Below are 25,107 nucleotides of genomic sequence, written 5' to 3'. Positions count from 1 at the left end.
TCGGTATTAGGGACTTACTCCACCGCCGGATCGGCTGTATCCTCAGGAACTGAACCAGGGGTCAGGGGGGCCGGCGGCACCGCTGAACTGGGGACACTCTCTGCCCCTGGAGTCTCATCGGTAGCCATGAGCCACTCGTCCAAGGGCCGATTGATGCCACTGGCCACCTCCCCAGACACTATGTGGGCGGTAATTGTCTCTGCCTCTGTATCCTCTGACAAGGGTAAGGCCGGGGGATCCACTAGGGCATAGAAGCCACTGCCACTAAAGTCAGCACTGCCCAATAACAGGGTATGGCGGTCGCCGTTGGCCAAGGTTAACTCTACGGTGGCAGCTGGTTCCGTAAACCCAAAGTCGGCCTGGTTATCGGGGGTGACCGAGACGGGTTGCCCAGCCTCACCGCTGGTCAGCTGGCTCAGCAAAAACGCTACGGATGACTCCTGGGCCGGTTGCTGCTGCGGTTGGGTCATGCGCCAGCCTGCTTCCCCCTGTTCAAAGGCCAGGGTCTCCCCCTGGCGCTGAATGGTCAGGGCCGTTACTTCATCCTCCTGAAAGGAGAATAGGGGGTGAGTGTCGGCGGCGCCAAAAGCATGTCCCCATGTTGCTGACGATAGGCTTCTAGACCTAGGGCTCCAGCGCCTAGGAGACAGGCGATGCCGACCAACACCAATGTGCTCTGCTTCAATTTCATGGTCGATTCTCGTTAACGACGACGCAACCACATCACCACTGCCAGTACGCCCCCTACCATTGGCAACACTAGGATGGCAAAGACGCCGAGCCCGACCTGCTGTTGAGCCGTCATGGCGATGCGGCGGTCAGTTACTTCCTTGGGACGAATGGAGAGGGTGGCATCAGACTGCTGCCCCAGCCAGTTAACGGCATTCAGCAAGACGTCTCCATTGAGTTGCTGCTCAAATAAGCCATCGGTGGCGAAACTAGCGTTGCCGATGACCACCAGGCGTGCCTCTGGGGGCTCCTCAGCTTCAGCCGCTGCCTCCTCTGTCAAGGACCGACTGAGGGCTACTCCCAGGGTGAAGGGCCCCTCGGCTGGGGCTTCTGGGTCGAATTGCAGTTCGCCTGCGGCGGAGATGGCTTCGGCCTGACTCTGGGGATTGGTCTGAAGCAGGGGAGTGGCCATCACCCCCCCGGCACCTCTTGCAGCTGGATCGGGCGGGCTAGGGGATAGAAGGAGCGGCCACCATTGAAGTCGCGGGTGATGGGATGATCCCCATAATCAGTCACCAGGGGAGCTGCTGGCCCTAGGCCAACTAATTGACCCGCCCCCGAGGTATCGAGCACTAGGCGGTCGTCCAGGGTAATGCCCCAGTCATCCAACAGGGGAGCCAAGCCTGGATTCGTCTGGGGATCGAGCAACAGCAGCACCCCTCCCCCTTGTTCCAGATAGGCGCTGAGACTTTCCACCTCGGGCTCAAAAAACTCCTGGGCCGGGCCGGCTACCACCACCACACTGGCATCCTCGGGGACAGCCTCTGTCTCTGCCAGATTCAGGGTTTCGACGGTATAGTTTTTCTCTTCTAGGCTAGTGGCGGCTTGGGTGTAGCCGGCTTCACCGCTGCCATCAATACCGTATTCCCCATGGCCCTGGAGGAAATAAACCGTCAAGGTGCGATCGCGTACCACCCGATCGATGGCATTAGTGATAGTACGCTCCGAGAGCCGCTGGTCTGGCCCCAACTGTTGCAGGAATCGCCGCTGGTCACCCACTTCCAGAAACACCATGCCTGGGCGCGTGGCCTCGAACTCCTGAGCCAGGCGGGGATTGGCGTAGGGATTGACATAGTCATAATCAAACTGGGAATTGAGGCGGCGATAGCGCTGTAGTAACTCCTCATCCTGGGTATTGGGGCTGGTATCGAAGATGACCAGGCGAATAGGCTGCGCTAGTTCCTGGGCAATCTGCCGAGTTTGGGGGGCCAGGGTAAAGATTTGATTCTCGGTCAGATCGAGGCGAGCGGAATATTGCACCGACAGCCAATTGATCACGCCCAAAATCACCAAGACGGCTAGAGTCCCCACTAGGGCATTGGCCCCCGGCTTCGGTGGAGCGTCGCTGCCAGAAACGCCCCTGGGCCATATCGCTATAGGCCAGGCCCACTAGGATCAGCCCGATGCCTCCCACTAATAGGGCAATAGGCAGGGGAGTCCAACCGGTTAGCGCCCCAGATACCAATCCGGCGGTGGCTAGGAGCAGACCTAACCAGGCCAGGTATTTGAGATAGCGACGGGAAGCCTTGAGCAGGTTCATAATGACTCGCTAACGAGAAAGGCTAGGGTGGACAGGGGGTATGGCTGCGGCTCAGGTGCGCTGGAATCGTAGCGTCTCTACGGACTGGGCCCGTTAAAAACAACCCCAGGAGAATGTAACTGGCAAAGAGAACGACGCCGCTTGTGTCTAGCACCCCTTCGGTGAAGTCAGTGAAATGTTGCAGAAGCGACAGGTGGCCCAGGGCCTCACCGATTAGGCCAGGCAGAGCATTGCCTAAGGGCGTCGACGAATCCACAACAAAAAACACCAGCACAAAGGTCATGATGGCCGAGAGCACAGTGCTCTCGGTCAGAGATGAGATAAACATGCCCAGGGATAAGACCCCAGCGGCTAATAGAATCAGTCCTAGATGACCGAGTAGCAACAGGGTGGGCGAGGGTGGCGGAGTGGCGGCTCCGACGGCTACTGACTCACACAATCATCAGGGGCAATACCATGGTGATGTAGAAGGTGACCACCGCCAGTAATTTGCCCAGGCCACGGCCCAGTTGGTAATGGGAGACGTAGCCAACAGCTCTAGGGTGCCTTGCTTGCGCTCTTCGGTATATAGCCCATGGAGAGGATGGGTAACACAAACAGTGACAGGGAGCCTAGCAAGCCTAAATAGGCCTTGAGAAACTCGTACACCACATCAATGGCGGGGGGCTCCATGCCTAACTGTTGGGCTTGATCGGCTTGGGCTACTTGGGCAATGATGCCGTTGGGGCCCGAGTAAGATCAGCACTAGGAAAAAGCCCCCCAGCAGCCAGAATAATCCGGCGACGATGTAAGCCAAGGGCGAGGAAAAATAACTCTGCAGTTCCCGCCGGTAAATGGCCAGAATGTTTGCGAAGACGATGCCCATGCCATATCTCCTTTGCCGACCTCCGGTGCGGCTGCCTAGTGGTGCTACAAACTCTCGACTGGCGAGGCGTCAGCCACCTTATCCCCAGAGCGTCTGGTGCTGCTTCCTGGGTGGTCAGGTTGAGAAATACCTCCTCGAGGCTGACTTGCTGTCGCCGTAACTCGTAGAGCTCCAAACCGTTTTGCACCAGGGTCAATGCGATCGCATGCCCCGGATCCTCCTGAGGATGAGCAATCACCTGCAGTCGACTGCGCCCAGGCCCATGCTGATCTTGGCTATCTTGGCTGAGGGGCTCTACCCGAGTAATGGCCGGCAACTGACCCAATAATTGCTGAGCCCGCTGTTGATCGCCAGCCACCTCCACCTCATAGGTGAGCTCCCGACCCAGATTACTCATCAGGTGTTGAGGCGAATCAGTCGCGACAATCTGCCCCTGGTGAATGATGGCCACCCGATTGCAGGTGACACTCACCTCCGGCAGGATGTGAGTAGACAGAATTAGAGTATGCTCCCCAGCCAGCCCCTTGATCAACTGACGCACCTCTATAATCTGGCGCGGATCCAGCCCCACCGTTGGTTCATCCAAGATGATCACCGGTGGATCGTGGATGATGGCCTGGGCAATCCCCACCCGCTGCCGATACCCCTTCGACAACTTGCGGATCAAGACCGAGCGCTTCTCCAACAAACCACAGCGCTCCATGGCAATCTGCACCCGATGGGGCCGATCGCCAGCAGCCATGCCCTTGATGCGCCCGACAAAATGCAGAAATCCCTCCACCGTCATCTCTAGATATAACGGCGGATTCTCCGGTAGGTAGCCGATCCGCTGGCGCACGGCCATGGAGTCGCTATGGACGTCGTATCCTGCTATTCGAGCCGTGCCCGAGGTGGCTGGCAAATACCCGGCTAATATCCGCATGGTGGTGGTTTTTCCCGCCCCATTCGGTCCCAGGAACCCTAGGATCTCGCCGGTCTCAACGCGAAAGGCAACATCTCGAATCGCTTCAGTCGATCCGTAGGTCTTGCTGAGATGCTCGACTTCAATCATGGCCTGCCGATCTCATTCCTCCTGTGATTATTACGCCAAAGGGGGCATTTTCAACAAGGGGGCAGGGGCTTTCCTAGACGGCGGCCTTCGCCGAAGATAGGAATCGTTAGCCCTGCCGCCTTACCATGTCTGATCAACCGTCTTTGCCGCAAGGCCCTAGTTTTATCCTGACTTTTCTGTACTATTTTTCGGGTACCGCGCTGATTACGACGTTCCTGGCCGCCAAGACCTTGGGAGTCGGGCTCGACACCGGTATCCCCAACCAATTTGGGCTAATATTTGGCACCGTGGCAGGCCTGTTGGGAGCCTTTGTCTATCGCAGCGTTACCTTAGAGATGGCGATTACCAACCGTCAATCGTTTCTCAAACGACTCAATCGCGCCCTCGAGGACATGGGCTATCAGCGCGACCCCGATGCCGATGAAGACGGGGTCAGCGTCTATACCCGTCCCTTCCTGCGGCAGCTCTTCTCCGGTAAAGTCTACGTCCAGGTGCGGGATACCCAGGCGATCATCAGCAGCCGCGCCATTCACATCCGGGGCATCAAGCAACGACTGGCTGACTGAATCGATGGCTAAGCAGCAAAAGTTTCCCCATTTGATCGGGTCTAAATGGACTGCCCGCACCACCCTACAGGGCTGGCGTCACTTTCATGTCGTCAACCGCAAGAACCAGGGAAGTTGGGTCTTTGCAGAAATTGTCGCCGCCTGTGATCCCACCGTGCGATTTTGGATCACGGCTAAACAACTGAAGAACAAAGCCCTCTGGCAGGCGGGATGGCAGTCCTTAGCCGAGCAAACGTCATACTCAAATGAGGCTCAATGACGGGATACGCAGCGATTCGTGGTCAAGGCACTCAGGCAGAATGTCCAGAAGTTTGGCAAAATATTAGATGAGGATGTTAATAAACTTCATCTAAGTCTTGATCTAGGGGCCACTCCCAATAGCGCTCTAGATCGTCGGCTGGACCTGGCAAGATGCTGAGTCGTTTAATTACTTCAGTTGCTAGAACCTAGGGTCCCGTGAGGCAGATAGGTTTTACCCGCCAGAGCCCAGCTATGCTAAGAGGTATCGTTCGCGCAAGCTTACGACTTCATTGAGTGAAATCGCCAAGCTTGCCTGTTACCTGGGGAAGCTACCTGACCTAAGGACATTGCTATGTTCCACTTGCTCTACATTCTGGCCTTTGCCGTTTTGGCAGTACTAGCTGTTGCCAATCTGGTTCGCAATCTGATGATGCTGGGGTCGGAAGCGCGTCGCCCTGGCTCCCGCAGTCGCACCTTTGGGGCCAATAATTCCTCTAGGCCAGCGCCTCATCCAGAGCTCCTAGATGACCAGGGCCAGGTGATCGACGAGCCGCTAATCGTGATGCGCTCAATTTCGGTGAGGGACGTCAGAGACCAGCTGGATGACCTCTACGACGCCAAGGAAACCTCGTCTTCCGAAGAGTCTGACGACTGAATCGCCCGCTTGGGGAATCATCATGATGATAGGTCCTATGGCTAAGGGCGGCGAGCAGTCTACCCCATTGCTCGCCCTCGGCACAGGGCCATTGGGGCGCTCATGAGCCGCTACCGAAAAATTTAGGTTGTTGGCGGTGCCATTGCTGATCTGCCGGTTTGAGTGGCCTAGTCTAGCCTTGTTTTGCAGTCGTCAGCGTCAGTGGCCCCTGGCTAGGGGGAATGGTAAGGCCCACCATGGTGTGAACCAATAAGGGAATCAATCACGAGCGGCACTCTGCACCGAAGCCAATCCCCTGGCCACGACGAGGAAGAAAACCGATGGCCTGGGGCCAAAGTAGGTGCTCCCTGGGGATCTCGGGGCTAACGCCACAGCAGTTCGGAGGTATAGAAATCCTAGTTTCAGTCTCAATCAGGGCGTTTCGCGCTACGGGATAGACAGCAGCAAAAAAGGGATGCCTGGCTAGCATCCCCCGTGTGTGTTGCTCAGAAACCGCCCTAGGAGCCGTTGACCCTAGTCCACCGGATCTAGGCATCGCTTGGGGCACGCCATTGACCTGAGGCTGGCTGGGTCTGTTAACTCCTAGAGGTGTGAGGAACGTCTATTCGCAGAGTAAGCGGTGGCCATGACACTCCTGTGACATGTCAATGACAATGGCATGACAACGTCAATGTGTCTTTAAGGGACCTTCAAAACAGGACCTTCAAAACAGGAAGTAGCGCTGGGCCATGGGCAATACCTCGGCGGGCTCACAGGTGAGTAGGTTGCCGTCGGCGCGGACTTCGTAGGTCTCGGCGTCGACGTCGATGTGAGGGGTGAGATCGTTCAGCTTCATGTCGGCTTTGCTCAGAGCCCGGCAGTTGGCCACAGCCACAGTGGAGGTGGTCAGACCAATCTGCTCGGGAATGCCGGCTGCCAAGGCAGCCTTAGACATAAAGGATAACGATGTCGCAGCGATGGCACCGCCGTAGCTGCCGAACATGGGCCGCATGTGAATGGGCTGCGGCGTGGGAATGCTGGCGTTGGCATCGCCCATTTGGGCCCAGGCGATGGCTCCGCCTTTAATCACGATGTCTGGCTTGACGCCGAAGAAGGCCGGGTCCCACAGGCAGATATCGGCCAGTTTGCCTTCCTCCAGAGAGCCCACGTGATCAGCAATGCCGTGGGTGATGGCGGGATTGATGGTGTATTTGGCCACGTAACGCTTGGCCCGATGATTGTCGTTGCGATCGCAATCTTCCGCCAGGGCTCCCCGTTGCACCTTCATCTTGTGGGCCGTTTGCCAGGTGCGTAGGATCACCTCTCCCACTCGACCCATGGCCTGAGAGTCAGAGGCAATCATGGAAAAGGCCCCGAGGTCGTGCAAGATGTCTTCAGCGGCGATGGTCTCTCGGCGAATGCGGGATTCGGCAAAGGCGATATCTTCGGGAATGCTGGGGCTGAGGTGGTGGCACACCATCAGCATGTCCAGGTGCTCATCCAGGGTGTTGCGAGTATAGGGGCGGGTAGGATTGGTCGAGGACGGCAACACATGGGCCTCGCCACAGACCTTGATGATGTCGGGGGCGTGGCCGCCGCCTGCCCCTTCCGTGTGGTAGGTGTGAATCACTCGATTTTTGAAGGCGGCGATAGTGTTTTCCACAAAGCCGGCCTCGTTGAGGGTATCGGTATGAATGGCCACCTGCACATCAAACTCATCGGCCACCCCCAGACAAGTATCGATGGCGGCCGGAGTCGTGCCCCAGTCTTCGTGTAGCTTCAGGCCCATGGCCCCGGCCTGGACCTGCTCAATCAGTCCCTGAGGTTGGGCACTGTTGCCCTTGCCCAGATAGCCCAGGTTCATGGGAAAGGCATCGGCGGCCTGCAGCATGCGCCAGATGTTCCAGGCACCGGGGGTGCAGGTGGTGGCGTTAGTGCCGGTGGCCGGGCCAGTGCCCCCCCCCAGCATGGTGGTAATACCAGAGGCGATGGCGGTTTCAATCTGCTGAGGAGAGATGAAGTGAATGTGGGCATCGATGCCGCCGGCGGTGACGACCATGCCTTCGCCGGCCACGGCTTCGGTGGCAGGGCCGATGATGATGTCGACATTGTCCTGGATGTAGGGGTTGCCAGCCTTGCCGATCTTGTGGATCTTGCCGTCTTTAATGCCGATGTCGGCCTTGACGATGCCCCACCAATCCAAGATGAGAGCATTGGTAATCACCATGTCGACGGCTCCCTCGGCCCGGGAAATGGGGGATTGGCCCATGCCGTCCCGAATCACCTTACCACCGCCGAACTTGACTTCATCGCCGTAGAGGGTATAGTCCTGCTCCACCTCGATGATCAACTCGGTGTCGGCTAACCGGATGCGATCGCCGACGGTGGGACCAAAGGTTTCGGCATAGGCGCGGCGATCCATGCGATAGCTCATGCAGGCACTCCTTCACTCTCAGGGTTAGCCGGGCGACCAGCCCGCATCACTTTAATGTAAAGGGTGAGGGTAAATCGTTAAAGCGTTTACATTTGCCAGGATTGCCCAATTTCAATTAAGGAAATCCCTGATCCCCGCTAGGAACTCGCCCTATGGCCGTGGATATCAGCCATAGTAGAAGGTTCAGGGGATCTTAAGGAATGTCACGGTGGCCCTATTTGGCGCTAGGATGAGAGCCTAGGTCGCCACAGCTTCATCCGGATGGCCTCAGCGTTCGCGTTTGATGAGTACTGCTCTATGGCTGATTCCCATTTGTCCGTGCGTCCGTCGTCACTCTCTCCGCCGACCCATGACCCTGAAACCGCCTGGGAGGCTGCCGCATCAACGACGACTGGCGTCTACATCTGTATCCATGGCCATTTTTATCAGCCCCCCCGGGAAAACCCTTACCTGGATATGATTGAGCGGCAGCCTGGAGCCGCTCCCTTTCATGATTGGAATGAACGGATTCACTACGAATGCTATCGCCCCAATGCCTTTGCTCGCATTCTGAACGATCGCGGCGAAGTCATTCGCATCGTCAACAACTATGAGTACATCAGCTTCAACATGGGGCCAACCCTGTTGAGCTGGATGGAGCGCTACGATACCGAGACCTATCAGCGTATCCTAGAGGCGGATCGGCGCAGTTGCGAGCGCTTCAATGGCCACGGCAATGCGATCGCACAGGTCTATAACCACATCATTTTGCCCTTGGCCAACCACCGCGACAAAGTCACCCAGGTGCGCTGGGGCAAGATCGATTTCATCACCCGCTTCGGCCGTGACCCCGAGGGCCTGTGGCTGGCCGAAACCGCCGTCGACTACCCCACCCTGGATGTCTTAGTGGATGAGGGCATTCGCTTCATCATCCTGGCCCCTTCTCAGGCCCAGCGCTGCCGCCCCCTGGTGGAGAGCAACGGCGCCAGTGGCTGGCACGAAGTCGGGGGCGGCCAGATTGATCCCACCCGGCCCTACCGCTGTTTCCTGAGGCAGGCCGATGGCCATGCCGATCCCAACCGCTACATTGACATCTTCTTCTACGACGGTCCCATCTCCCGGGACATGGGCTTCAGTGACGCTCTCACCTCCTCACAACTGCTAGCCGGTCGCCTGGGACAAGCGGTGCGCGGGGATCATCGTCTGGCCCAGGTGATCTCGGTGGCCACCGATGGCGAAACCTTTGGCCACCATCGCGGTGGGGCTGAGAAAACTCTGGCCTATGCCGTCACCACCGAGATGGCCCAGCACGGCTGGACCGTCACCAATTTTGCCCACTACCTCAGCCTCTATCCCCCTACCTGGGAAGTAGAGCTCAAGCCCGTGACTGCCTGGAGCTGCTCCCACGGGGTCGATCGCTGGCAAAGTGATTGTGGCTGCGGTGGCGGCGGCGAGTGGCACCAGCAGTGGCGTTATCCCCTGCGCCAGGCCCTAGATTGGCTGCGGGATCAACTGATTGAGGTGTTCGAGAGCCGTGGCGGCGAACTGCTGCAGGATCCCTGGGCCGCTCGGGATGAGTATGGCACGGTGCTGTGCGATGGTCATTGGCAAAGCCACCCCAGAGGGGCTAGACCGGCCCCGCAGGGCCATCGCCCCCCAACCCAGATCAAGCGTTTTCTGGACGCCCATCAGAGCCATCCTCTGACGGCGGCAGAGCAGATCGACGCCCTACGCCTGCTGGAAATGCAGCGCCACGCCCTGCTCATGTACACCAGTTGCGGCTGGTTCTTCGAAGAGCTCTCCCGCCCCGAAGGCACTCAAATCCTGCGCTATGCCGCCCGGGCCTTAGAGCTGGCTGGAGACGCCGCCGGCCTGGAATTAGAACAAACCTTCATCCAACGGCTAGAACTGGCTCCTAGCAATATAGCTCTATTTGGCAACGGGGCTGGCATCTACCGCCAGCTGGTCATGCCCTCCCGCATTACCTTGGAACAGGTGGCGGCCCAATATGCCATCAGTTCCCTATTTACCCCCTATAGCCGGGAGCATCAGCTGTTTTGCTACACCATCCAGCAACAGGACTATCAATTGCAGCGTATGGGTCCCCTGTCCCTGGCCGTGGGACAGCTATCCCTGGTCTCCACTATTACCCAGGAGACCCTAGAGGTCGGGTTTGCCGCCCTGCACATGGGTAGCTGGGATTTTCACTGTAGTCTGCGCCCTTTCCGCTCCCGACTCGCCTACAGCCGGGCCAAAGAGGCTGTATTCGCCGCCCTGAGCCAGGCCAGTGCCGCCCAGACCGTATTGGCCATCAACCGGGTCTTTGGGCAACGGTTCTATAGCTTGCAGGATCTAGTCGCCGATGAACGCCACCGCCTGATGGGGCTGCTGAGTCAGGAAACCTTGCTGCGATTAGATCAGCTCTATACCCACGTCTATCGCGACAACTATGGCATTCTCAAGGCCTTCCATCGCGATCATCTACCGGTGCCCCAAGAACTGCAAGTGGCCGCCGATATTACCCTCAGTCAGCGGGCCCTAGAGGGACTGCGAGTCTTAGATCGAGAGACCAGTGATCCCGACGGGGAACCCTGGCAGCGAAGCGCCGAACATCTTAGCGAACTCGAGAGCCTGGCCAATGAAGCCCAGCATTTCCACTGCCAACTGTCCCTGGCCACGGCTCGGCCACTGCTGGAGCGCGTGATTCTGCGTACCCTAGAGACGCTGTTGCAAACCACGAAACCGGAGACCATCACCGGCTACCGGGAGTGGCTGGCTCGCTTAATTCAGCTAGGCTCTACCCTGGGCATGGGAATATCGTTGGAGCGAGCCCAGGAACGCTATTACCAATATCTGCAAACAGTAATTCTGCCGGAACTAGGACTCTCAGTTGCTCCTACCACTAACGTGGCTCCCAGTGCCCTAGCTAAATCCCTATCCACCACTCGTCGCCTGGCCCTGCGGCCTTTACTGGAGCTGGGAGAGTTGCTGGTAGTCGATGTAGCCGGGCTGACTGTGTTGCTGGAGCGGCTTTAAAATGTTCCAGCTAAATACTCGTCCGAGGGCTGGCTGAATAGCCTAGATAGGCTGAGGTCAATCGCCTAGATCACAGGACACTTTTCTTAGCTGGAATACTCTTAGCGGTAATTTACCCGCCGATAGAGGAGGCGACTCTCGAACCCCTGCCCCCGCAGATCAAACACCCGAGCCATGGCCGAGTCCCGATTACGGAAGTCGCCGACGTTAATGAAGGTGCCTAGATCACTTCTCTCGAAGGACGCCTCTGGATAAAAGGTTTTGACTCGGGTGAGGGTGTCGTCGTCACCGAAGACAGCGACTACGTAGGGGGCATCCTCAGCCGGGATATTTTCAGTCACACGAGTGATATTGGCTTCCCGAAAGATGACCTCACCGTTGAGGTCGACCATTTCGACAATCCCCCGACCATTGGGCTGCAAATGCACAAAATACTTGACGGGTCGACCATCACTGCTGCCGCCACTGACATAGCTGATGCGATCATCGTTAGGGCCGCGAGGCTGCGCTAACTCGGCCGGAGCACCATTCAGTCTCGTCTGACCAGTCTCACGAATGTATAGGTTCATGAAGTACTTATCTTCCCGGCGGAAGACCCGGGTGGCGTAGGTCTCGGTCTCGAAGGCCAAGACATTATTGCGGTTGGACTCCCCCAGACGCTCCTGACCGAAGGGAATCTCGGCAATGTCGAATTGGCGCACGGATTGGCCGTCTTCCTCAACTAGCTCTTCCCCATTGAGGCCGACGATGCGCAGTTGGGTGTCTCGGTTGCGACTGACCCGAGCCGTGTAGGCGACGGCTTGGCCATCGCGATTGCCAAAGCTGGTGTAGTTGACCCAGTTCCCCTCAGTGGTTTGGTTGAGATCGACGTCGGCGGCGGCGCCACTTTGTTCGGTGACGTTGGTGCGGCGGTTGTGGACATTCATGAAGGTGCGGTCGTTGCGCTGGAAGACACGCACTGAGTAAGTTGGAGTCTCAAATAAAAGGATGGTCTGAGGTACTGCCTGGGCTAGATAGTATGACGCTGTCTCAGCAGAGGTAGTGGCCACAGAGTCATAGGCCTGGCTGGCTCTGGCCAGGGGCGTCGGTAAGACGATCAGGGTACTTAGCGATAGCAGCGACAGGACTCGACCCGAGGGCCAGGGATGATGCGATCGCATGACAGAGTGTTTCATGGGGGTTAACGCTCGGAGTCTTGGTATAGCCTACTCAAAATAGTACTGAATCTTGCCAAAAACCCACCAAATCTCCCCAATCTTCATCTCTAGTGTCCCGGAGATTATCCTGGCTTACCCGACCCCCGGTCTCCATTGCTACGGCTAGCCCACCCAGCCAGCCACTGCCGCATTTCCGGCGAGAGATCGACCGGCAAAGACCCGGTGCGCAGGTGTAGATCCCGCTGGGGAAAGGGAATTTCAATATTGTGCCGACGTAGGGCAGTTTCAATGGCGAAATAGAGATCACTCCTAATCAGCAATTGCTGGCTAGGATCCCGAATCCACACCAGCAATTCAAACTCCAGGGCGCTGTCACCGAAGCCGCCAAAAAACACCTGGGGTGGCGGGGTCGACAGCACACCAGGATGGCGATGGCTGGCCTCCATCAGGGCTTGACGCACAGCCTGGGGATCGCTGGCATAGGCCACTCCCACCGGTAGTCGAATGCGAGAGGTGGGGTTGCGGTGACTCCAGTTGATCACCTCTTGCTCCAGGAAACGGGAGTTGGGCACGATGATAGAGACCTGATCCAGGGTTTTGATCTCGGTGCTGCGGGCGCCGATGCGCTCTACCGTGCCCTTAAATTCTCCGAATTCCACGAATTCTCCCACCTGAATCGGCCGTTCAAATACCAGCACCAGACCGCTACCGAAGTCCTTGGCAATATTTTGCAGCCCCAAGCCAATCCCCACCCCCAGGGCACTGGCGATCAACGCCAGGGAGCTCAAATCTAGCCCCCACACCTGCAAAATGACGACGGTGCCGATAAAAATCAAGCTGTACTTGACTAGAATCGCCACTGCCTCTTGAGCGCCCCGGTTGATGCCGGTGACATGCAGCACTCGCGATCGCAACAGATTGGTGACGGTGCTCGAAACCAACACCAGGGCTAGCAACAGCCCCATCAGAACCAGTAGATCGAGGATAGAAAAAGCCTTATCCCCCAGCTGTAAGTTGCGGGTAATAAAGCCATCGACGATCCCTTCGAAGACCAGATAACTCCAACGGCGAGTCAGGGGAAAACGGTTAGTGACATAAAAAAGAGCACCGCCCCACAGCCCCAACCGCACCAGAAACAAACTAAACCGCAGAAATACATTGATGCCGGTGCGCTCCTCCGGTCCTTGGTCAGCCAGGGTTAGACTTTGCATCAGAGGGCGTAGGGTATGGCGCCAGAAGTAGCCCAAGGCTCGATGCAGCAATGCCGTGGCCAAGAGTACGATCAGGGACGCCACCAGGGCGCGCCAGACAAACTCCTGGCTACGTTCTTCCTGAGCCTGCTGCAGGGCCTGCTCCAACTGTATCTGCCAGGTAATGGCCTGCTCTGTGACTGAGGGTTCTCCCCCCACCTCGGCATCGGTCTGATTGACCGTCATCAGATACCGATCATTGATCAAGATCACCGGCAGTCCGTTACGCAGCTCCCACTCCACGTCTATGGACTCATCACTGGTGACCCAATCCGCCAATTCTTCGTTGATGGTCTCGGCCCGTTCCTGGGCATTGATCGGATCGGCCTTAGTCACCTGAAACAAGGGGCGACCATCCACCACGACCGTCTCAGTCGGAATCTCCTCTGGTTGCCCATAGCTGGAGCTATCTGGCATCCCCAAGGTCAAGCTCAACGCCATTAAGATGGCCATCAGGGCCAACTGCCAGTACCGCCAACGATGACTTCTGCGGCCCCTGCCCATGTCTGCCTTCCTCAGCAATGGTCCCCCACCATAGATAACAGATTCCTAGGGGGAGCGTCGGGACTTGCTCAAAATCGACAGCCCGCCAAGTAAGACGAGGGCAGCCAGGGCTAATAACAGGGACCCCCAGCGCCCCGCGGTCAGGGCTTGCCGACCAGCATGTCCCAACCAGGTATAGATCAACGTCCCCGGTAAGATCCCCAGGCCAGTGCCCAGGACATAGGTCCTGAGGGGGATAGAAGTGAGACCAAAGAGAAAGTTAACCACGTTAAAGGGAGAAATGGGCACCAATCGCACCGCCAACACATAGCGCAGCGGCCGATTGCAGAGACGGCAATTTAGCCGGCGTAACTTGGGATGACGCTCAAGGTAGTGTTTACACCAGTCATGCAACCAGTAGCGGACCAGTAGAAACGATGCGATCGCACCTAAAGTAGCCCCTAGGGCCGACCAAAGGGTGCCCCAGACTACGCCGAAGATCATACCGCCCACCACCACTAGCAGAGCCCCGGGCAACCCTAAGGGGGTAGCAATCACATGGGCCAAGACAAACCCGGCTTCCCGCCAGGGCCCCAAGCCACAGATAAACCGCACCAACTGGGCCTGATCCAGCCACTCTGGAGCCACCGTCCAGCCCACAATCACCAGGGCCGTCACGACCAAGAGCCCCCAAAACCGTAGGTGCTTCAGCCCCATAGGCCCTCTCGACACCGATGTCAGTCCATCTCAGGGACGGTTAGACTCGGTCACTGGCTCAGGTTGATCCGGCAAGGACTCTTGCAATGCCTTACGGGCAATCCGGGTGACATAGAGGGTTACCGCCACCGTGGCAAAGAGACCCACAACCCGAATGATCCACTGAATCATCTCCGCCTGGGGGCTATCGGTAGCCTGGCCAGTCCCCAGCGTCGCCAAGTTCCCCACCAGAGATCCTAAATACACATACATGATGGTGCCGGGAATCATGCCAAGATTACCCAGCACATAATCCTTCAGGGACACCCGCGTCAGTCCTAGGGCATAATTCAGCAAGTTGAAGGGAAAGACGGGGGACAGGCGCAGTAAAACGACGATTTTCAGGCCTTCTCGGCCAATCGCCCCATCAATAGCATTAAATTTGGGATTGCCTGAGATTTTCTGGGCTACCCACCCCCGGGCCAGATAGCGCCCCACTAAAAAGGCAGCGGTGGCCCCTAGAGATGCCCCCACGAAGACATAGAGAGACCCCTGCACCACACCAAAGACCACTCCGGCGCCCAAGGTAATGATGGATCCGGGCAAAAAGGCCACCGTCACAATGACGTAGAGCAAAATAAACACCAGAGGCGCCACCGGCCCCAAGCCATTGATCCAACTCAGGGCATCCACTAGCCCCATCTGCAGTCGTTCCAACACAGAAGCATCGCGAGTAGCTTCCTGGGCCAGGGCTGACCCCTGCACCATCAACACAGTACTGATCATCGTCAAGAGGCTCAGCTTGAGCATTCTATTACGGGCACGAAAACGTCTGGCTCGGGTAGACATAGCAAATAGGGATGGCGGTTTAAGACACTATCTAAAATCGCGGGCTATCGACAGAGACCCTCATGGGATCATCCCTGCCAGGTCTTGCTGGGTTTGAGCCCGTGCCAGCGCATTGAGGCGACCGTGCTCCCCTGTTGCCAACAGACTCAACCAGCCATACTCGACCACGCTTTATTTAAGCCCGGCCATCTGAAATTTCCCTGAGAAGGCACTATTGTTTTGATGAGATGTCCTATCAGGCTCTTCTCAGGTTCTCTTGCTACAGTCACGGTCAGTAACCCTATTCCATTCCCTATGCCTTTTCGGGTATCGGTGCTAAACACACTGCATCACTTTCTCGATCCCAACTCAATCCGGATGCGATTGACCTTGGGTGTGGTGTTGGCCTCGGCCATCGGCATCGGTGGTGTAGCTGGCTGGATGGGCTGGCGGATGCAGCAAATTTTATTGGAGAGTCACAAACGCAAGACTGAGACGATTGCCGAGCGGTTCGATCAAGATGTTGAGCTGTATCAAGGCATCATGCCAACTCAAGCGGCCTTAGAGAAGGTGATCGACTACCGCACCACAGCAGACATGGCCCTCTGGATTAAGCTTCCCAATGGTCAGGTAATAGCCCAATCCGACATCTTGGAAATGGGATCCTGGCAAGAAACGGGGGTCACCCAACAGCTGCTATCCCTGACCCAAGCAACCGGCACGTCCACCTATCATCTACAAGACCGCTACTTGGTGATTTGTAGTAGCCCCCTGAGACTCGATAATTCATTGCTAGGCACCCTCTATGTCGCCGATGAAATTACCCAAGATCAGCTCAGTTTTCTAACCCTGAGTCGCAATCTTGCCCTGACTAGTGGGGTCATGATTGTGGTACTAGCTGTTTGGATTGCCCTGTATGTGCAACGGTCTCTAGCACCTATTTGTCAGTTGAATCAATTGGCCACCTCGGTCTCGGCTGATAACTTGGCCCAGACTCACCTCACTCTGAGGCAAGCGCCTACGGAAGTGAAAGAGCTCTCTCAGTCCTTTGACCGCATGCTGGGGCGTCTGGCCATTGCCTGGGAGCAACAACGTCGCTTTCTCAGTGATGTGTCCCACGAATTGCGCACACCCCTGACCTTGGTGCAGGGCTACCTGCAGAGTACCCTGCGTCGCTGCCAAACCTTGAGCGATTCCCAACGCGAGGGGTTGGAAATTGCAGCGGCTGAAGCCGATCGCACGATTCAGGTATTGCAAGATCTGCTGGACTGGGCCCGCCTCAATAGCGGTCAACGGCACATTACGCTAGAGGCCTTTGATCTCAAGGCGGTTCTGTTAGAAGTGGCTATCCTAACCCCGACCTACCAAGAACGAATCATCGTCGATATTGAGACGGCCCCGGTCATCGTACAGGCCGATAGACAGTGCTTAAAGCAGGTGCTGATCCATCTGATTGACAACGCCATTCGCTATTCTGAGCCCAAACAACCAGTAATCCTGAGACTGCAGCAACAGGCAAATTGGGCCATCATACAGGTATGCGATCGCGGTCGCGGCATTCCTGAGGCAGATCAGCCCCACATCTTTGACCCGTTTTATCGCGTGGATGTTGATCGCTCTCGCGCCACGGGAGGCACTGGCTTGGGCCTCTCCATCGTTAAGCAATTGGTAGAGACGATGCAAGGACACATTGTCGTCAGCTCCACCCTAGGAGAAGGTAGCGTTTTCTCAGTTAGCTTACCGGCATAGGAGGGATATGGCACCTCGAATTTTGATCGTGGAAGACGAAGAGAAGCTGGCCAAGTTTGTAGAGCTCGAGCTCAGCTATGAGGGCTACGAGGTGACTGTGGCCAATGATGGCTTAGCTGGATTAATGGCGGCTCGAGATCAAGACCCTGATTTAATCATTCTCGATTGGCTGATGCCGGGCTTGAGTGGCGTTGAAGTCTGCCGTCGCTTGCGCGCCACCGGCTCCCAAGTGCCCGTAATTCTATTGACCGCTAAGGATGACATCGGGGATCGGGTCGAAGGCCTCGATGCTGGTGCCGACGATTATGTGGTCAAGCCCTTCAGCATCGAAGAACTCTTGGCTCGGGTACGGGCCCATTTGCGGCGAATTCAGCCCCAAGATGCTGACATGCTGCAATTTTCAGATTTGATCCTGAATCGTAAAACCCGGGAAGTATCGCGGGGGCAGCGCTCCATTGAGCTAACGGCTAAGGAATTCGATCTTCTCGAGTTCCTCATGGTCCATCCCAAGCAGGTGCTGACTCGCGATCGCATCTTAGAAGAAGTCTGGGGCTACGACTTCATGGGAGACTCCAACATCATCGAGGTATATATTCGCTATCTACGGCTGAAGTTAGAAGCAGAAGACGAAAAACGGCTGATTCAGACCGTCCGGGGCGTCGGTTACGTCCTGCGCGACTGAAGCGTCAAGGCCAGCGCACCCAAACCCGAGCCGCTTCTTGACGGCGAATGGCGATCTCCGTAGTAGCCCCAACCCGAACATGTAAGGGACCGCCCCAACCTGCCTTTCTCAATACTTTCACGGATCTATTCACCGCAACGCCCATAGCGGCTAACCGCTGCTCTAATCCAGACCCATGAGGCGCTTCCTCAATGGCAACCACCGTGGCAGGCCTATCTAGGGGAAGGTCAGATAATGGCATCTGGGGCATGCGAATGACACATCGGTCCGATACCTTAGCGTATCGTGTATCGATGTGCAGATCGATGAGGCGCTCAATGCCAAAGAGGCTATGCCGCCAGAACGAGGGACTCAGTTGCTGCAACAAGCCCGGCTCTTACTCACCCCGACAGCCACGGGATCCACTCCCCAGCAACGGTATCACCACGCCATCCAACAAGATCCCGACATTGCCCAGATGCATCACCAGATAGTCCAGCTTTTAGAGGATGCATGAGCGGCAGCAGGAGGCTACTCCCCCTGGCAGGCATTACCAGTGCCCACTTGTAGCAGGCATCTTCCCCGTAATTGCCGCAAGTTTATGTGCTACGAGATACGTCCTGGATTTGGCTTATGAGATTCTTTGTGTCTGCATGAAGCCTGTGAAAAGACTGCCTGCAGCGACCTACAACGCCCTGATAAGCTGACTACCCTAAATATATGCCCCTTACCGATTGCTTGTGACGTGTAGTCTTTTGCCCCCAGACTGCCTCTCAGCTAAGTACATCGCTCAGAGATTACTAACAGATGAGGTGTCTGATGAAATGGGCTTCTTTCCTTCCCGCTGCCTTAATGGCTGGGGGGTTGTCTGTCGGCCTGACCCTGATGGCTCAGCCAGCCCAGGCGTTTTCCCTATTTTTTGATGCAACCACTGGCAGCACTAACAACACGCCAACCGGAGCATCAGGCCGGGTAGACTTTACCTTTACAGACCTAGATGCCGATACCATCGGCATTCAGCTAGATATCTTTAATACCACTGATGCCATCACAGGGGGAGCCGGCGCCACAGAGTCCAAGTTCATGGGCTTTGGATTTAAGTTTCAGGACACCAGCCTTACGGATCTGGGTTTAAATACTGACTCTGCTACTTTTACGGGCAGCGAGTACTTTTCAAATCTGCTACTCAAAGACGCCTTGACCCTTGCCGATGACATCACAGCCGTCGGCAGCAACTCCGATATCTCAGTGGTAGGCACCTCTGCAGGCGGGGGCAAAGGTAAAGGCAAAGGCAAAGGTGGCGGTGGTTCCCAAGCCCTGTCCCTAGGGGGCAATATTGACGGGATCAGTTTAGATAATTTTGATCTGGTCATCTCCAACAAGGACGACTTTAAGGGATCAGGCTCTCCTCAATCTGCTTTGGCTGCAGGGCAATCCTCAACCGTGGCATTTACCCTGAATGCTGTCCTGAACCAGCAAAACGAACGGGTCACAGCTAGCGAGTTAGAAGACGTGCTGACCAATGCTTTTAAGAACGGTGATATCTTGGCAGCTGCCCGCTTTAAGGATGTCAATGCCGGGGAAGGGAGCGACAAGCTTCTGGGTGAGTTTGACCCTGGTGATGCAGAAGGCGATAACAACGACGACGGCGCCACGGAAGTTCCCGAACCATCGGCCATCTTCGGCATTGCCATTGTGGCTGGCGCTCTCATTGCCCTGAAACGCCGTCCGGCTATGACCTGACTGGGCCTAATCGTCCCTAATGTTTCAGCCATGGTCAATGATCCCGTTGTCCGAATGGCTCTGGCTTGTGTCAGCTGACTGGATAGAGTGACAGGCATTGATACAGTAATAACTGTCGATGGGCCCACGGCAGCTTGAACTCCCTCATCATCCCTATTGGTTTGTTCATCGTGGCGGCGATGGTCATTGGTGTCGTTGGCGTTCGCCTGACCCGGGTGGCTGATCAGCTGGCGGATAAAACTGGCCTGGGGGAGGCGGTGACAGGAGCCCTCTTTCTCGGGGGCATTACCTCGTTGCCGGGCATTGTCACCTCGGTTACAGCTGCGGCTACGGGCCATCCAGAACTTTCCATTAGTAACGCTTTGGGAGGGATTACTGCCCAAACAGCGTTCCTGGCCCTGGCTGATATTGTCTACACCAAGGCTAATCTGGAGCACGCCGCAGCCTCGGTGGCTAATCTGTCTCAGGGTACTCTTCTCGTCAGCTTGCTGGCACTTCCCCTATTGGCAGCCTCGTCGCCGCCGGTGAGCATTGGCGGCGTTCATCCGGTATCAGTGGTGCTCCCCATAGCCTATCTGTTGGGGTTGCGGCTGATCTCTCAGGCCCGAGCAGCCCCCATGTGGGCTCCCACACGCACTCCTGAAACTCGCATGGATGAACCGGTACCCTTGCCAGAAATGAGGGTCAGTTTCAGGGAGTTATGGCTGCGCTTAGCTATTTTTGCCTTGATGATTGGCACTGCTGGCTATGTTGTGGCCCAGGCTGGTGTTGCGATCGCACAACAGACCGGGCTCTCAGAAACAGCTGTTGGTGGCCTCTTCACCGCCATTTCCACCTCGCTGCCAGAACTCGTGACGTCCGTTGCCGCCGTTCGCCAGGGCGCTCTCACCTTAGCGGTGGGCGACATCGTCGGTGGTAATAGTTTTGACGTCCTCTTCATAGCCTTCGCCGACATCGCCTATCGGTCCGGCTCCATTTACCATGCCCTGACCCCCTCGCAGACCTTCGTCATTGCCCTAACAATCCTAATGACAGGTGTTCTGCTGTTGGGATTACTGCGCCGAGAAAAATACGGCATCGGCAACATCGGCTTCGAAAGCGTGCTCATTCTCATCCTCTATTTGGGTGGCCTGTTAGTGTTGTTTCTGTAACACTAAGCCCCGTTAATCCGCTAGCTCATAGGTCAGTCGCGTGATGCAACCGCGCCAGTAGGGCTTCGGTCCCTCAGGTAATAACCAGGCCACCTCTCCTGCCAGGGGCACCCGCATCGGTCCCCGTTGCTCATAATGCCAGAAGCGCCCCTGCCAGGGGGTTGGGATAGTCTCGCCATCCACCAGGCGACCACGAGCCTCTGCCTGTACCGTGTCAATTAATCCCTGGTCGGTAAAGCGAAAGCGCAGGATCACAGTGACTGCGCCATCAGTGAGAGTAGCATCGGCGCAGCGTTGATCCACGGTCTTCCACTGCACCCCCTGACCAGGCAGCAGCGCCGTCGGATACCAGGCAGCCTCAGCCAAGAACCGCATCAGTTCTCCTTGGGCTAGATCTCCAGGCCCCCGTAGCGTCAGTAGGGGGAAACACCCTAACAGAGCCACCTGTAGCAGCCCCTCACCGACCACATAGGCATCATGGACATAGATGGGCACTCCCGGCAGTAGGGAAATGCAGGCATCCCAGTCAAATCCGGGGCGCTGGATGACCACTCGCTGTTCCGAGGTGAATGGCTGCCACCGATCGGCAGTGGTCCCTAGGTTGAAATGCCCCTGATGCTGCACCCGCACCGCCGTTACCAGGGGTTGCCCCGGTTGCAATACAGTGTGCAAATACTGCTCCACAGGGGCTGGCAGAGATCCAAGAGCCTCAAGGTCGACAGGCTGCGGTGCTCTGGGAACACGAGTCTGTTCTAGCTGAGTCCGCAGGGTTTGTGTCCCTTGCTGCCAGCGATAGGCCCCATAGATCCGAACTATCCCTAGGGCCAACGCCAGGATAATAACCAGAATGACTATCAGCGTCAGCATGATCGCGAAGGATATGGTTTCTGGGGATGACATCACCGCAATGGGATGATATCAATCAATGCCAACCCAAGATAGAATCACTGCTCTATTCCTCAGGAATCACGTCAGAAAGTTCTGACTGAGGGCACGATCAGGCTACCCCCACATTGAGATGCCCAGATGTCCCCCTCTGCCTCCAGTCTGCCCAGGTGTCCCCAACGAATAGTCGCTTTGATGCGGAGACTAAGGCCACGGTTGCAGTGGCGACGGGATCGGATTGACCGTTCACGTGCGATCGCACTTGGTCTGATCAGCCTCTGTCTGATTGTCCTGACTGGGCTCCATCGCTATGACATGAACCTGCTCACCAAAGCAGGACTGCAGCAGGTTATTTTCCAGCTGGGGATGTGGGGACCGCTGTTCTACATCACAGTGCTAGCCCTGTCGGTAGTCGTGAGCCAAATTCCAGGATTGCCTATGGCCTGTGCCGCTGGGACCATCTGGGGTACTTGGCTGGGCGGACTTTATAGCATTGTTGGCGGCTTCCTGGGTGCCCTGGTGGCCTATTACCTGGGCCGCACCCTGGGTCGTTCTTCGCTGCAAGCACTCAGTGGTAAAACCCTATATTTCACGACTCATCGGGGCCATCTGTTCTTGGGATGGATGGTGTTTATTACCCGCCTACTGCCGTTAATCTCCTTTGATCTAGTCAGTTACGGAGCTGGCATGGCCCGGTTGTCTCTGCCGATCTACGCTACTGCAACCATCCTGGGGATGACCCCCTCCACGCTACTGATCACCCATTTAGGAGAATCCTTGACCCCTTCCATGCCAGTCACAGCTGCTTTTTGGACCGTGTTCTTACTAGTGTTGATAGGACTCCCCTGGGGCATTCACCGCTACAACTGGCTAGGCCTGCGGGATGTGATTCAGATTGACTAACGGCATGGCCACAACACCGTCGACCATATCCTCTCCCATTCGGCTACCCTACAGAATCCGGCACATTGGCGCAAAAATCCAGCAGGGCAGCGGTGAATCGCTCTGGCGCCCTGCTGCACCCAGTGAGAGGCTCCCTCAATGGCCTGGAAGACAGCTCTGGGGATCTCTCTGGCCAATCGCTTGCCGTCATCTGCCCGTTGCCAGGGATCATCCATGCCCCACAAGACCAGGGTCGGAGCCGTGATCTCACCGTGGCGATCTACCAGTGCCACGGTTTGGTTGGCATTGAGAGCCGAGGCATTGCGCAGTAGGCTCAATTTCCCTTCCTCACTGGCCCATGGAGCAATGATGCCAGCCCGAAACTCTAGGGTAAGGCGGTTCTGATTCGATAACCCTGCCGCTAAACTTTCCTCCAGAACTGCCACTAGGTCTGCAACCGGCCGAGGCTTCCACCGCAGCGGATGGCCAAAGTCGAGCATGTCATCGTCAAAGCGGTCGGAGCAAACCGAGTTGCAGATCACCAGACGATTGACCCGCACTTTATGCTCAATCGCCAGAATCAGAGCGACTGCTCCTCCGGTGTCATGGCCGACCACATCTACCGATCCCAGTTGCAAAGTATCCAGCAGAGCAGTCACCATGCGGGCCTGGTCTTGAAAAGAGCGGTCAAAGCGATCGCGGCGATCTGACCAGCCATGGCCTAAGAAGTCTGGGGCAATCACCCGATAGCCTGCCTGAGCCAGCGGCGGAATAATTGCATGGTAGAGGCATCCCCAGGTAGGAATGCCATGCATCAGTAAAATAGTGCCCCACCTAGGCTCTCCAATGTCGACATAGCGGATAGTGACCGCAATATGAACCACCCTGCCAGCGGGCAGCACGATCTCTTGCTGCGCCGCCTTGAATGTTTCCCAGGTGCTCCAATTAGCCAGAGTTGGCGTTATATTGCCTGCCATCCAGGTCTTACCCTCATACTGAGACCAATTCGAGATTGGCTAGCTGCTCGAGCAACCAGAACCAACGTAAATTCTGAGTCTTAGGGCTTGAGTTAATACGTCGTTACATAACTAGCATCTCTCATAATGACGCCTCTGCCTAAGAAACACTTGATTGGATGGGTACTGAGTCACATGAACACCTAGACAGTACACATGAACTTCGGCTATAGTTCTTTTGTACTGCTGGGGACAATTGCCCCGTGTTGGACACAGAGGTAGATCTATGGCAACGGCAACTCAAGCTAGGCGCACCAATAAGGCCCAGCGCGCCAAATCGGCTACTACTGGGCAAGTCCTAGCCCTAGATGCTGGCAACTATGACCTAAAATTCTACAATGGGCATGGCCATCCCAAGGCCATTCGCTCCGTGCGCTTTCAACTTCCCCAGGGGCGAGATGCGGTTAGCTACTCAGACGCGTCCCCTCTAATTGAACTAGCCGATGGTCGTCGTTACCACTTCGGGGCTCAAGCCTACAAATATCGGCGACAACAACAAACGGTTATTGAAAATAAAGTGGAACTGGCTCGCCTCCATCTCTATGCCTGTTTAGAACCCATTAATGGTAGCGTGTCCGAGTTTCCCTTACATCTCTATCTCTCCACCCCTGATCCAGGGCGTTACGAGGAAGGATTACAGGAAGAACTACTTGGTTTGCATGAATTTTGTCGCAACGGCATTGATTTCCAGGTAGACGTGCAATCGGTCACCGTGGAGCGAGAAGGCATCGGGGCCTACTACTACGCCCAAACCCAGGGACTCATTCCTGACAACGGCTACACCATCGTCATCGATATTGGCGGTGGCACTTGGCTGACCCGATTGGTAGATGCCGACGGTGAAGTCATCGACGAGAACATCATGGATCGAGGGGGGACTTACGAACTAGCGGCCTCCATCAGTTTCGATCGTCGTCTCACGGATGGTCTAGGCACCACAGCCGATCCTTGCATCGTCATGGATGGGTTTCGAGTAGGCCATATCTATGCCGATACCGGCCTATCCTGGGCGGGTTGGTTAGATGAGTACCTAGATCCTTGGTTCAGAGGTATCTTCCAGACCGTCAAGGCCCAATACACCCCCTACATGCTCCGGGTCACTCGTTTTCTCGTCACCGGTGGAGGGTCCCACCTAATTGCCGATCGACTCACCGGACGCTCTCTTTTCGCGGTCATGGGTGACCCCCAATTCGCCAATGTGCGCGGTTTATTTCTACTCTCCAGTGAGCAGCAGCTATGTATGACAACAAAATCCGCTTGAGCAAAGACGTCTTAGATAAAGCTGAACAAATTGCTTCCGAGTGGGGGCTGAAAAATACTCGGGCAGCGGTGGAAGCCGTATTTCGTCGCTACTGCGAGGAATATCGCCATGGTCGCAATCCCTCTACAGCCTTAGGGACAATGCAGTATAGTATGCCCCCCTCTCCTCCACGGGCCGCCAGCTCTTCCTGTGAGGCTCTAGATGCCCTGGATGAATTGCTGGCGCTCTAGGGAAGGCAGTATGGCACAATGAAGATCGTCTCAAACCACAG

Annotated in this window: 23 protein-coding genes and 2 pseudogenes; 12 read left to right on the top strand and 13 right to left on the bottom strand. The window is 56.4% G+C overall.

Annotated features, from left to right (window positions below):
- Positions 1 to 14: 14 nt before the first annotated feature.
- The 5 genes and pseudogenes from XM38_RS01380 to XM38_RS01365 form a co-directional block, all read right to left on the bottom strand.
- Complete coding sequence (locus XM38_RS01380; RefSeq protein WP_088428873.1) at positions 15 to 722, bottom strand: DUF4340 domain-containing protein; 708 nt, start codon at positions 720 to 722, stop codon at positions 15 to 17.
- A complete protein-coding gene (locus XM38_RS27375) occupies positions 704 to 1,141 on the bottom strand; it encodes a hypothetical protein (RefSeq protein ID WP_256995514.1) in 438 nt (145 codons plus the stop codon). The genes XM38_RS01380 and XM38_RS27375 overlap by 19 nt, the downstream gene beginning before the upstream one ends.
- A complete protein-coding gene (locus XM38_RS27370) occupies positions 1,141 to 2,040 on the bottom strand; it encodes a GldG family protein (RefSeq protein ID WP_256995513.1) in 900 nt (299 codons plus the stop codon). Before XM38_RS27370 ends, XM38_RS27375 begins: the two co-directional genes overlap by 1 nt.
- A gap of 280 nt (positions 2,041 to 2,320) precedes the next feature.
- A pseudogene (locus XM38_RS28525) lies at positions 2,321 to 3,134 on the bottom strand (ABC transporter permease).
- Between the two features lie 103 nt (positions 3,135 to 3,237).
- Positions 3,238 to 4,185: pseudogene (locus XM38_RS01365) on the bottom strand (ABC transporter ATP-binding protein); the annotation flags it as partial.
- A 125-nt stretch (positions 4,186 to 4,310) separates the two neighbouring features.
- On the opposite strand from XM38_RS01365, the gene XM38_RS01360 reads away from it, so the two are divergent.
- From XM38_RS01360 to XM38_RS01350, 3 genes are all read left to right on the top strand, one after another.
- Positions 4,311 to 4,751: a hypothetical protein gene (locus XM38_RS01360; protein WP_080810755.1), complete on the top strand. Its 441-nt coding sequence runs from the start codon at positions 4,311 to 4,313 to the stop codon at positions 4,749 to 4,751.
- Between the two features lie 4 nt (positions 4,752 to 4,755).
- Entirely contained in the window at positions 4,756 to 5,010 is a 255-nt protein-coding gene (locus XM38_RS01355; protein ID WP_080810757.1) for a TIGR02450 family Trp-rich protein, read from the top strand.
- Positions 5,011 to 5,343: 333 nt separating this feature from the next.
- A complete protein-coding gene (locus XM38_RS01350) occupies positions 5,344 to 5,646 on the top strand; it encodes a DUF2973 domain-containing protein (protein WP_080810758.1) in 303 nt (100 codons plus the stop codon).
- 703 nt (positions 5,647 to 6,349) lie between these two features.
- Here XM38_RS01350 and ureC read toward each other — a convergent pair.
- Positions 6,350 to 8,059 (bottom strand): urease subunit alpha, encoded by a 1,710-nt coding sequence (gene ureC / locus XM38_RS01345; protein WP_088428871.1) that lies wholly within the window; start codon positions 8,057 to 8,059, stop codon positions 6,350 to 6,352.
- A 297-nt stretch (positions 8,060 to 8,356) separates the two neighbouring features.
- Here ureC and XM38_RS01340 point away from each other — a divergent pair, with 297 nt between their 5' ends.
- Positions 8,357 to 11,074 carry a DUF3536 domain-containing protein gene (locus XM38_RS01340; RefSeq protein WP_088428869.1) on the top strand — a complete coding sequence of 906 codons (2,718 nt, stop codon included), beginning with the start codon at positions 8,357 to 8,359 and terminating at the stop codon, positions 11,072 to 11,074.
- A gap of 101 nt (positions 11,075 to 11,175) precedes the next feature.
- On the opposite strand, the gene XM38_RS01335 is transcribed toward XM38_RS01340, so the two are convergent.
- The 4 genes from XM38_RS01335 to XM38_RS01320 form a co-directional block, all read right to left on the bottom strand.
- Positions 11,176 to 12,249: a hypothetical protein gene (locus XM38_RS01335; RefSeq protein ID WP_088428867.1), complete on the bottom strand. Its 1,074-nt coding sequence runs from the start codon at positions 12,247 to 12,249 to the stop codon at positions 11,176 to 11,178.
- A 104-nt stretch (positions 12,250 to 12,353) separates the two neighbouring features.
- Positions 12,354 to 13,985, bottom strand: coding sequence for a mechanosensitive ion channel family protein (locus XM38_RS01330; protein WP_080810762.1), 1,632 nt, complete (start codon positions 13,983 to 13,985; stop codon positions 12,354 to 12,356).
- Positions 13,986 to 14,030: 45 nt separating this feature from the next.
- Positions 14,031 to 14,681 carry a TVP38/TMEM64 family protein gene (locus tag XM38_RS01325; protein WP_080810763.1) on the bottom strand — a complete coding sequence of 217 codons (651 nt, stop codon included), beginning with the start codon at positions 14,679 to 14,681 and terminating at the stop codon, positions 14,031 to 14,033.
- Between the two features lie 30 nt (positions 14,682 to 14,711).
- Entirely contained in the window at positions 14,712 to 15,509 is a 798-nt protein-coding gene (locus XM38_RS01320; protein ID WP_088428865.1) for a TVP38/TMEM64 family protein, read from the bottom strand.
- A 294-nt stretch (positions 15,510 to 15,803) separates the two neighbouring features.
- Here XM38_RS01320 and XM38_RS01315 point away from each other — a divergent pair, with 294 nt between their 5' ends.
- Both XM38_RS01315 and XM38_RS01310 read left to right on the top strand, forming a co-directional pair.
- The gene (locus tag XM38_RS01315) at positions 15,804 to 17,237 is read left to right on the top strand and encodes a sensor histidine kinase (RefSeq protein WP_080810765.1); all 1,434 of its coding nucleotides are present in this window, start codon (positions 15,804 to 15,806) and stop codon (positions 17,235 to 17,237) included.
- Positions 17,238 to 17,244: 7 nt separating this feature from the next.
- Positions 17,245 to 17,919, top strand: a complete 675-nt coding sequence (locus XM38_RS01310; protein ID WP_080810767.1) for a response regulator transcription factor — start codon at positions 17,245 to 17,247, stop codon at positions 17,917 to 17,919.
- Positions 17,920 to 17,923: 4 nt separating this feature from the next.
- On the opposite strand, the gene XM38_RS01305 is transcribed toward XM38_RS01310, so the two are convergent.
- Entirely contained in the window at positions 17,924 to 18,160 is a 237-nt protein-coding gene (locus tag XM38_RS01305; protein ID WP_080810918.1) for a FeoA family protein, read from the bottom strand.
- 54 nt (positions 18,161 to 18,214) lie between these two features.
- Between XM38_RS01305 and XM38_RS01300 the strand changes: the two genes are divergently transcribed.
- The 3 genes from XM38_RS01300 (at position 18,215) to XM38_RS01290 (ending at position 20,792) form a co-directional block, all read left to right on the top strand.
- Positions 18,215 to 18,415 (top strand): hypothetical protein, encoded by a 201-nt coding sequence (locus XM38_RS01300; RefSeq protein ID WP_080810768.1) that lies wholly within the window; start codon positions 18,215 to 18,217, stop codon positions 18,413 to 18,415.
- A gap of 302 nt (positions 18,416 to 18,717) precedes the next feature.
- Positions 18,718 to 19,641: a PEP-CTERM sorting domain-containing protein gene (locus tag XM38_RS01295; protein WP_187329227.1), complete on the top strand. Its 924-nt coding sequence runs from the start codon at positions 18,718 to 18,720 to the stop codon at positions 19,639 to 19,641.
- Between the two features lie 134 nt (positions 19,642 to 19,775).
- Entirely contained in the window at positions 19,776 to 20,792 is a 1,017-nt protein-coding gene (locus XM38_RS01290; RefSeq protein WP_080810772.1) for a sodium:calcium antiporter, read from the top strand.
- A 12-nt stretch (positions 20,793 to 20,804) separates the two neighbouring features.
- On the opposite strand, the gene XM38_RS01285 is transcribed toward XM38_RS01290, so the two are convergent.
- On the bottom strand, positions 20,805 to 21,659 hold the full coding sequence (locus XM38_RS01285) for a DUF6920 family protein (protein ID WP_080810920.1): 855 nt from the start codon (positions 21,657 to 21,659) through the stop codon (positions 20,805 to 20,807).
- Positions 21,660 to 21,872: 213 nt separating this feature from the next.
- Between XM38_RS01285 and XM38_RS01280 the strand changes: the two genes are divergently transcribed.
- Positions 21,873 to 22,580, top strand: coding sequence for a TVP38/TMEM64 family protein (locus tag XM38_RS01280; protein WP_080810774.1), 708 nt, complete (start codon positions 21,873 to 21,875; stop codon positions 22,578 to 22,580).
- Here the strand turns inward: XM38_RS01280 and XM38_RS01275 are convergent.
- Positions 22,577 to 23,536, bottom strand: coding sequence for an alpha/beta fold hydrolase (locus tag XM38_RS01275; protein WP_137454980.1), 960 nt, complete (start codon positions 23,534 to 23,536; stop codon positions 22,577 to 22,579). The genes XM38_RS01280 and XM38_RS01275 overlap by 4 nt on opposite strands.
- Positions 23,537 to 23,801: 265 nt before the next feature.
- Here XM38_RS01275 and XM38_RS01270 point away from each other — a divergent pair, with 265 nt between their 5' ends.
- The gene (locus XM38_RS01270) at positions 23,802 to 24,836 is read left to right on the top strand and encodes a ParM/StbA family protein (RefSeq protein ID WP_080810776.1); all 1,035 of its coding nucleotides are present in this window, start codon (positions 23,802 to 23,804) and stop codon (positions 24,834 to 24,836) included.
- Entirely contained in the window at positions 24,812 to 25,066 is a 255-nt protein-coding gene (locus XM38_RS01265) for a hypothetical protein (RefSeq protein ID WP_080810922.1), read from the top strand. Before XM38_RS01270 ends, XM38_RS01265 begins: the two co-directional genes overlap by 25 nt.
- Positions 25,067 to 25,107: the final 41 nt, after the last annotated feature.

This window comes from Halomicronema hongdechloris C2206, assembly GCF_002075285.3.
GTDB classification, from domain to species: Bacteria; Cyanobacteriota; Cyanobacteriia; order Phormidesmidales; family Phormidesmidaceae; genus Halomicronema_B; species Halomicronema_B hongdechloris.
This window is presented reverse-complemented; position numbering and strand designations above follow the sequence as displayed.

Bases quoted from the DNA above. Each gene is read 5' to 3' on its own strand.
- XM38_RS27375 (WP_256995514.1), bottom strand. From the start codon at position 1,141: ATGGCCACTCCCCTGCTTCAGACCAATCCCCAGAGTCAGGCCGAAGCC.
- XM38_RS01360 (WP_080810755.1), top strand. From the start codon at position 4,311: ATGTCTGATCAACCGTCTTTGCCGCAAGGCCCTAGTTTTATCCTGACT.
- XM38_RS01355 (WP_080810757.1), top strand. From the start codon at position 4,756: ATGGCTAAGCAGCAAAAGTTTCCCCATTTGATCGGGTCTAAATGGACT.
- XM38_RS01350 (WP_080810758.1), top strand. From the start codon at position 5,344: ATGTTCCACTTGCTCTACATTCTGGCCTTTGCCGTTTTGGCAGTACTA.
- ureC (WP_088428871.1), bottom strand. From the start codon at position 8,059: ATGAGCTATCGCATGGATCGCCGCGCCTATGCCGAAACCTTTGGTCCC.
- XM38_RS01340 (WP_088428869.1), top strand. From the start codon at position 8,357: ATGGCTGATTCCCATTTGTCCGTGCGTCCGTCGTCACTCTCTCCGCCG.
- XM38_RS01335 (WP_088428867.1), bottom strand. From the start codon at position 12,249: ATGAAACACTCTGTCATGCGATCGCATCATCCCTGGCCCTCGGGTCGA.
- XM38_RS01330 (WP_080810762.1), bottom strand. From the start codon at position 13,985: ATGGGCAGGGGCCGCAGAAGTCATCGTTGGCGGTACTGGCAGTTGGCC.
- XM38_RS01325 (WP_080810763.1), bottom strand. From the start codon at position 14,681: ATGGGGCTGAAGCACCTACGGTTTTGGGGGCTCTTGGTCGTGACGGCC.
- XM38_RS01320 (WP_088428865.1), bottom strand. From the start codon at position 15,509: ATGTCTACCCGAGCCAGACGTTTTCGTGCCCGTAATAGAATGCTCAAG.
- XM38_RS01315 (WP_080810765.1), top strand. From the start codon at position 15,804: ATGCCTTTTCGGGTATCGGTGCTAAACACACTGCATCACTTTCTCGAT.
- XM38_RS01310 (WP_080810767.1), top strand. From the start codon at position 17,245: ATGGCACCTCGAATTTTGATCGTGGAAGACGAAGAGAAGCTGGCCAAG.
- XM38_RS01305 (WP_080810918.1), bottom strand. From the start codon at position 18,160: ATGCCATTATCTGACCTTCCCCTAGATAGGCCTGCCACGGTGGTTGCC.
- XM38_RS01295 (WP_187329227.1), top strand. From the start codon at position 18,718: ATGAAATGGGCTTCTTTCCTTCCCGCTGCCTTAATGGCTGGGGGGTTG.
- XM38_RS01285 (WP_080810920.1), bottom strand. From the start codon at position 21,659: ATGCTGACGCTGATAGTCATTCTGGTTATTATCCTGGCGTTGGCCCTA.
- XM38_RS01280 (WP_080810774.1), top strand. From the start codon at position 21,873: ATGCGGAGACTAAGGCCACGGTTGCAGTGGCGACGGGATCGGATTGAC.
- XM38_RS01275 (WP_137454980.1), bottom strand. From the start codon at position 23,536: ATGGCAGGCAATATAACGCCAACTCTGGCTAATTGGAGCACCTGGGAA.
- XM38_RS01270 (WP_080810776.1), top strand. From the start codon at position 23,802: ATGGCAACGGCAACTCAAGCTAGGCGCACCAATAAGGCCCAGCGCGCC.
- XM38_RS01265 (WP_080810922.1), top strand. From the start codon at position 24,812: ATGTATGACAACAAAATCCGCTTGAGCAAAGACGTCTTAGATAAAGCT.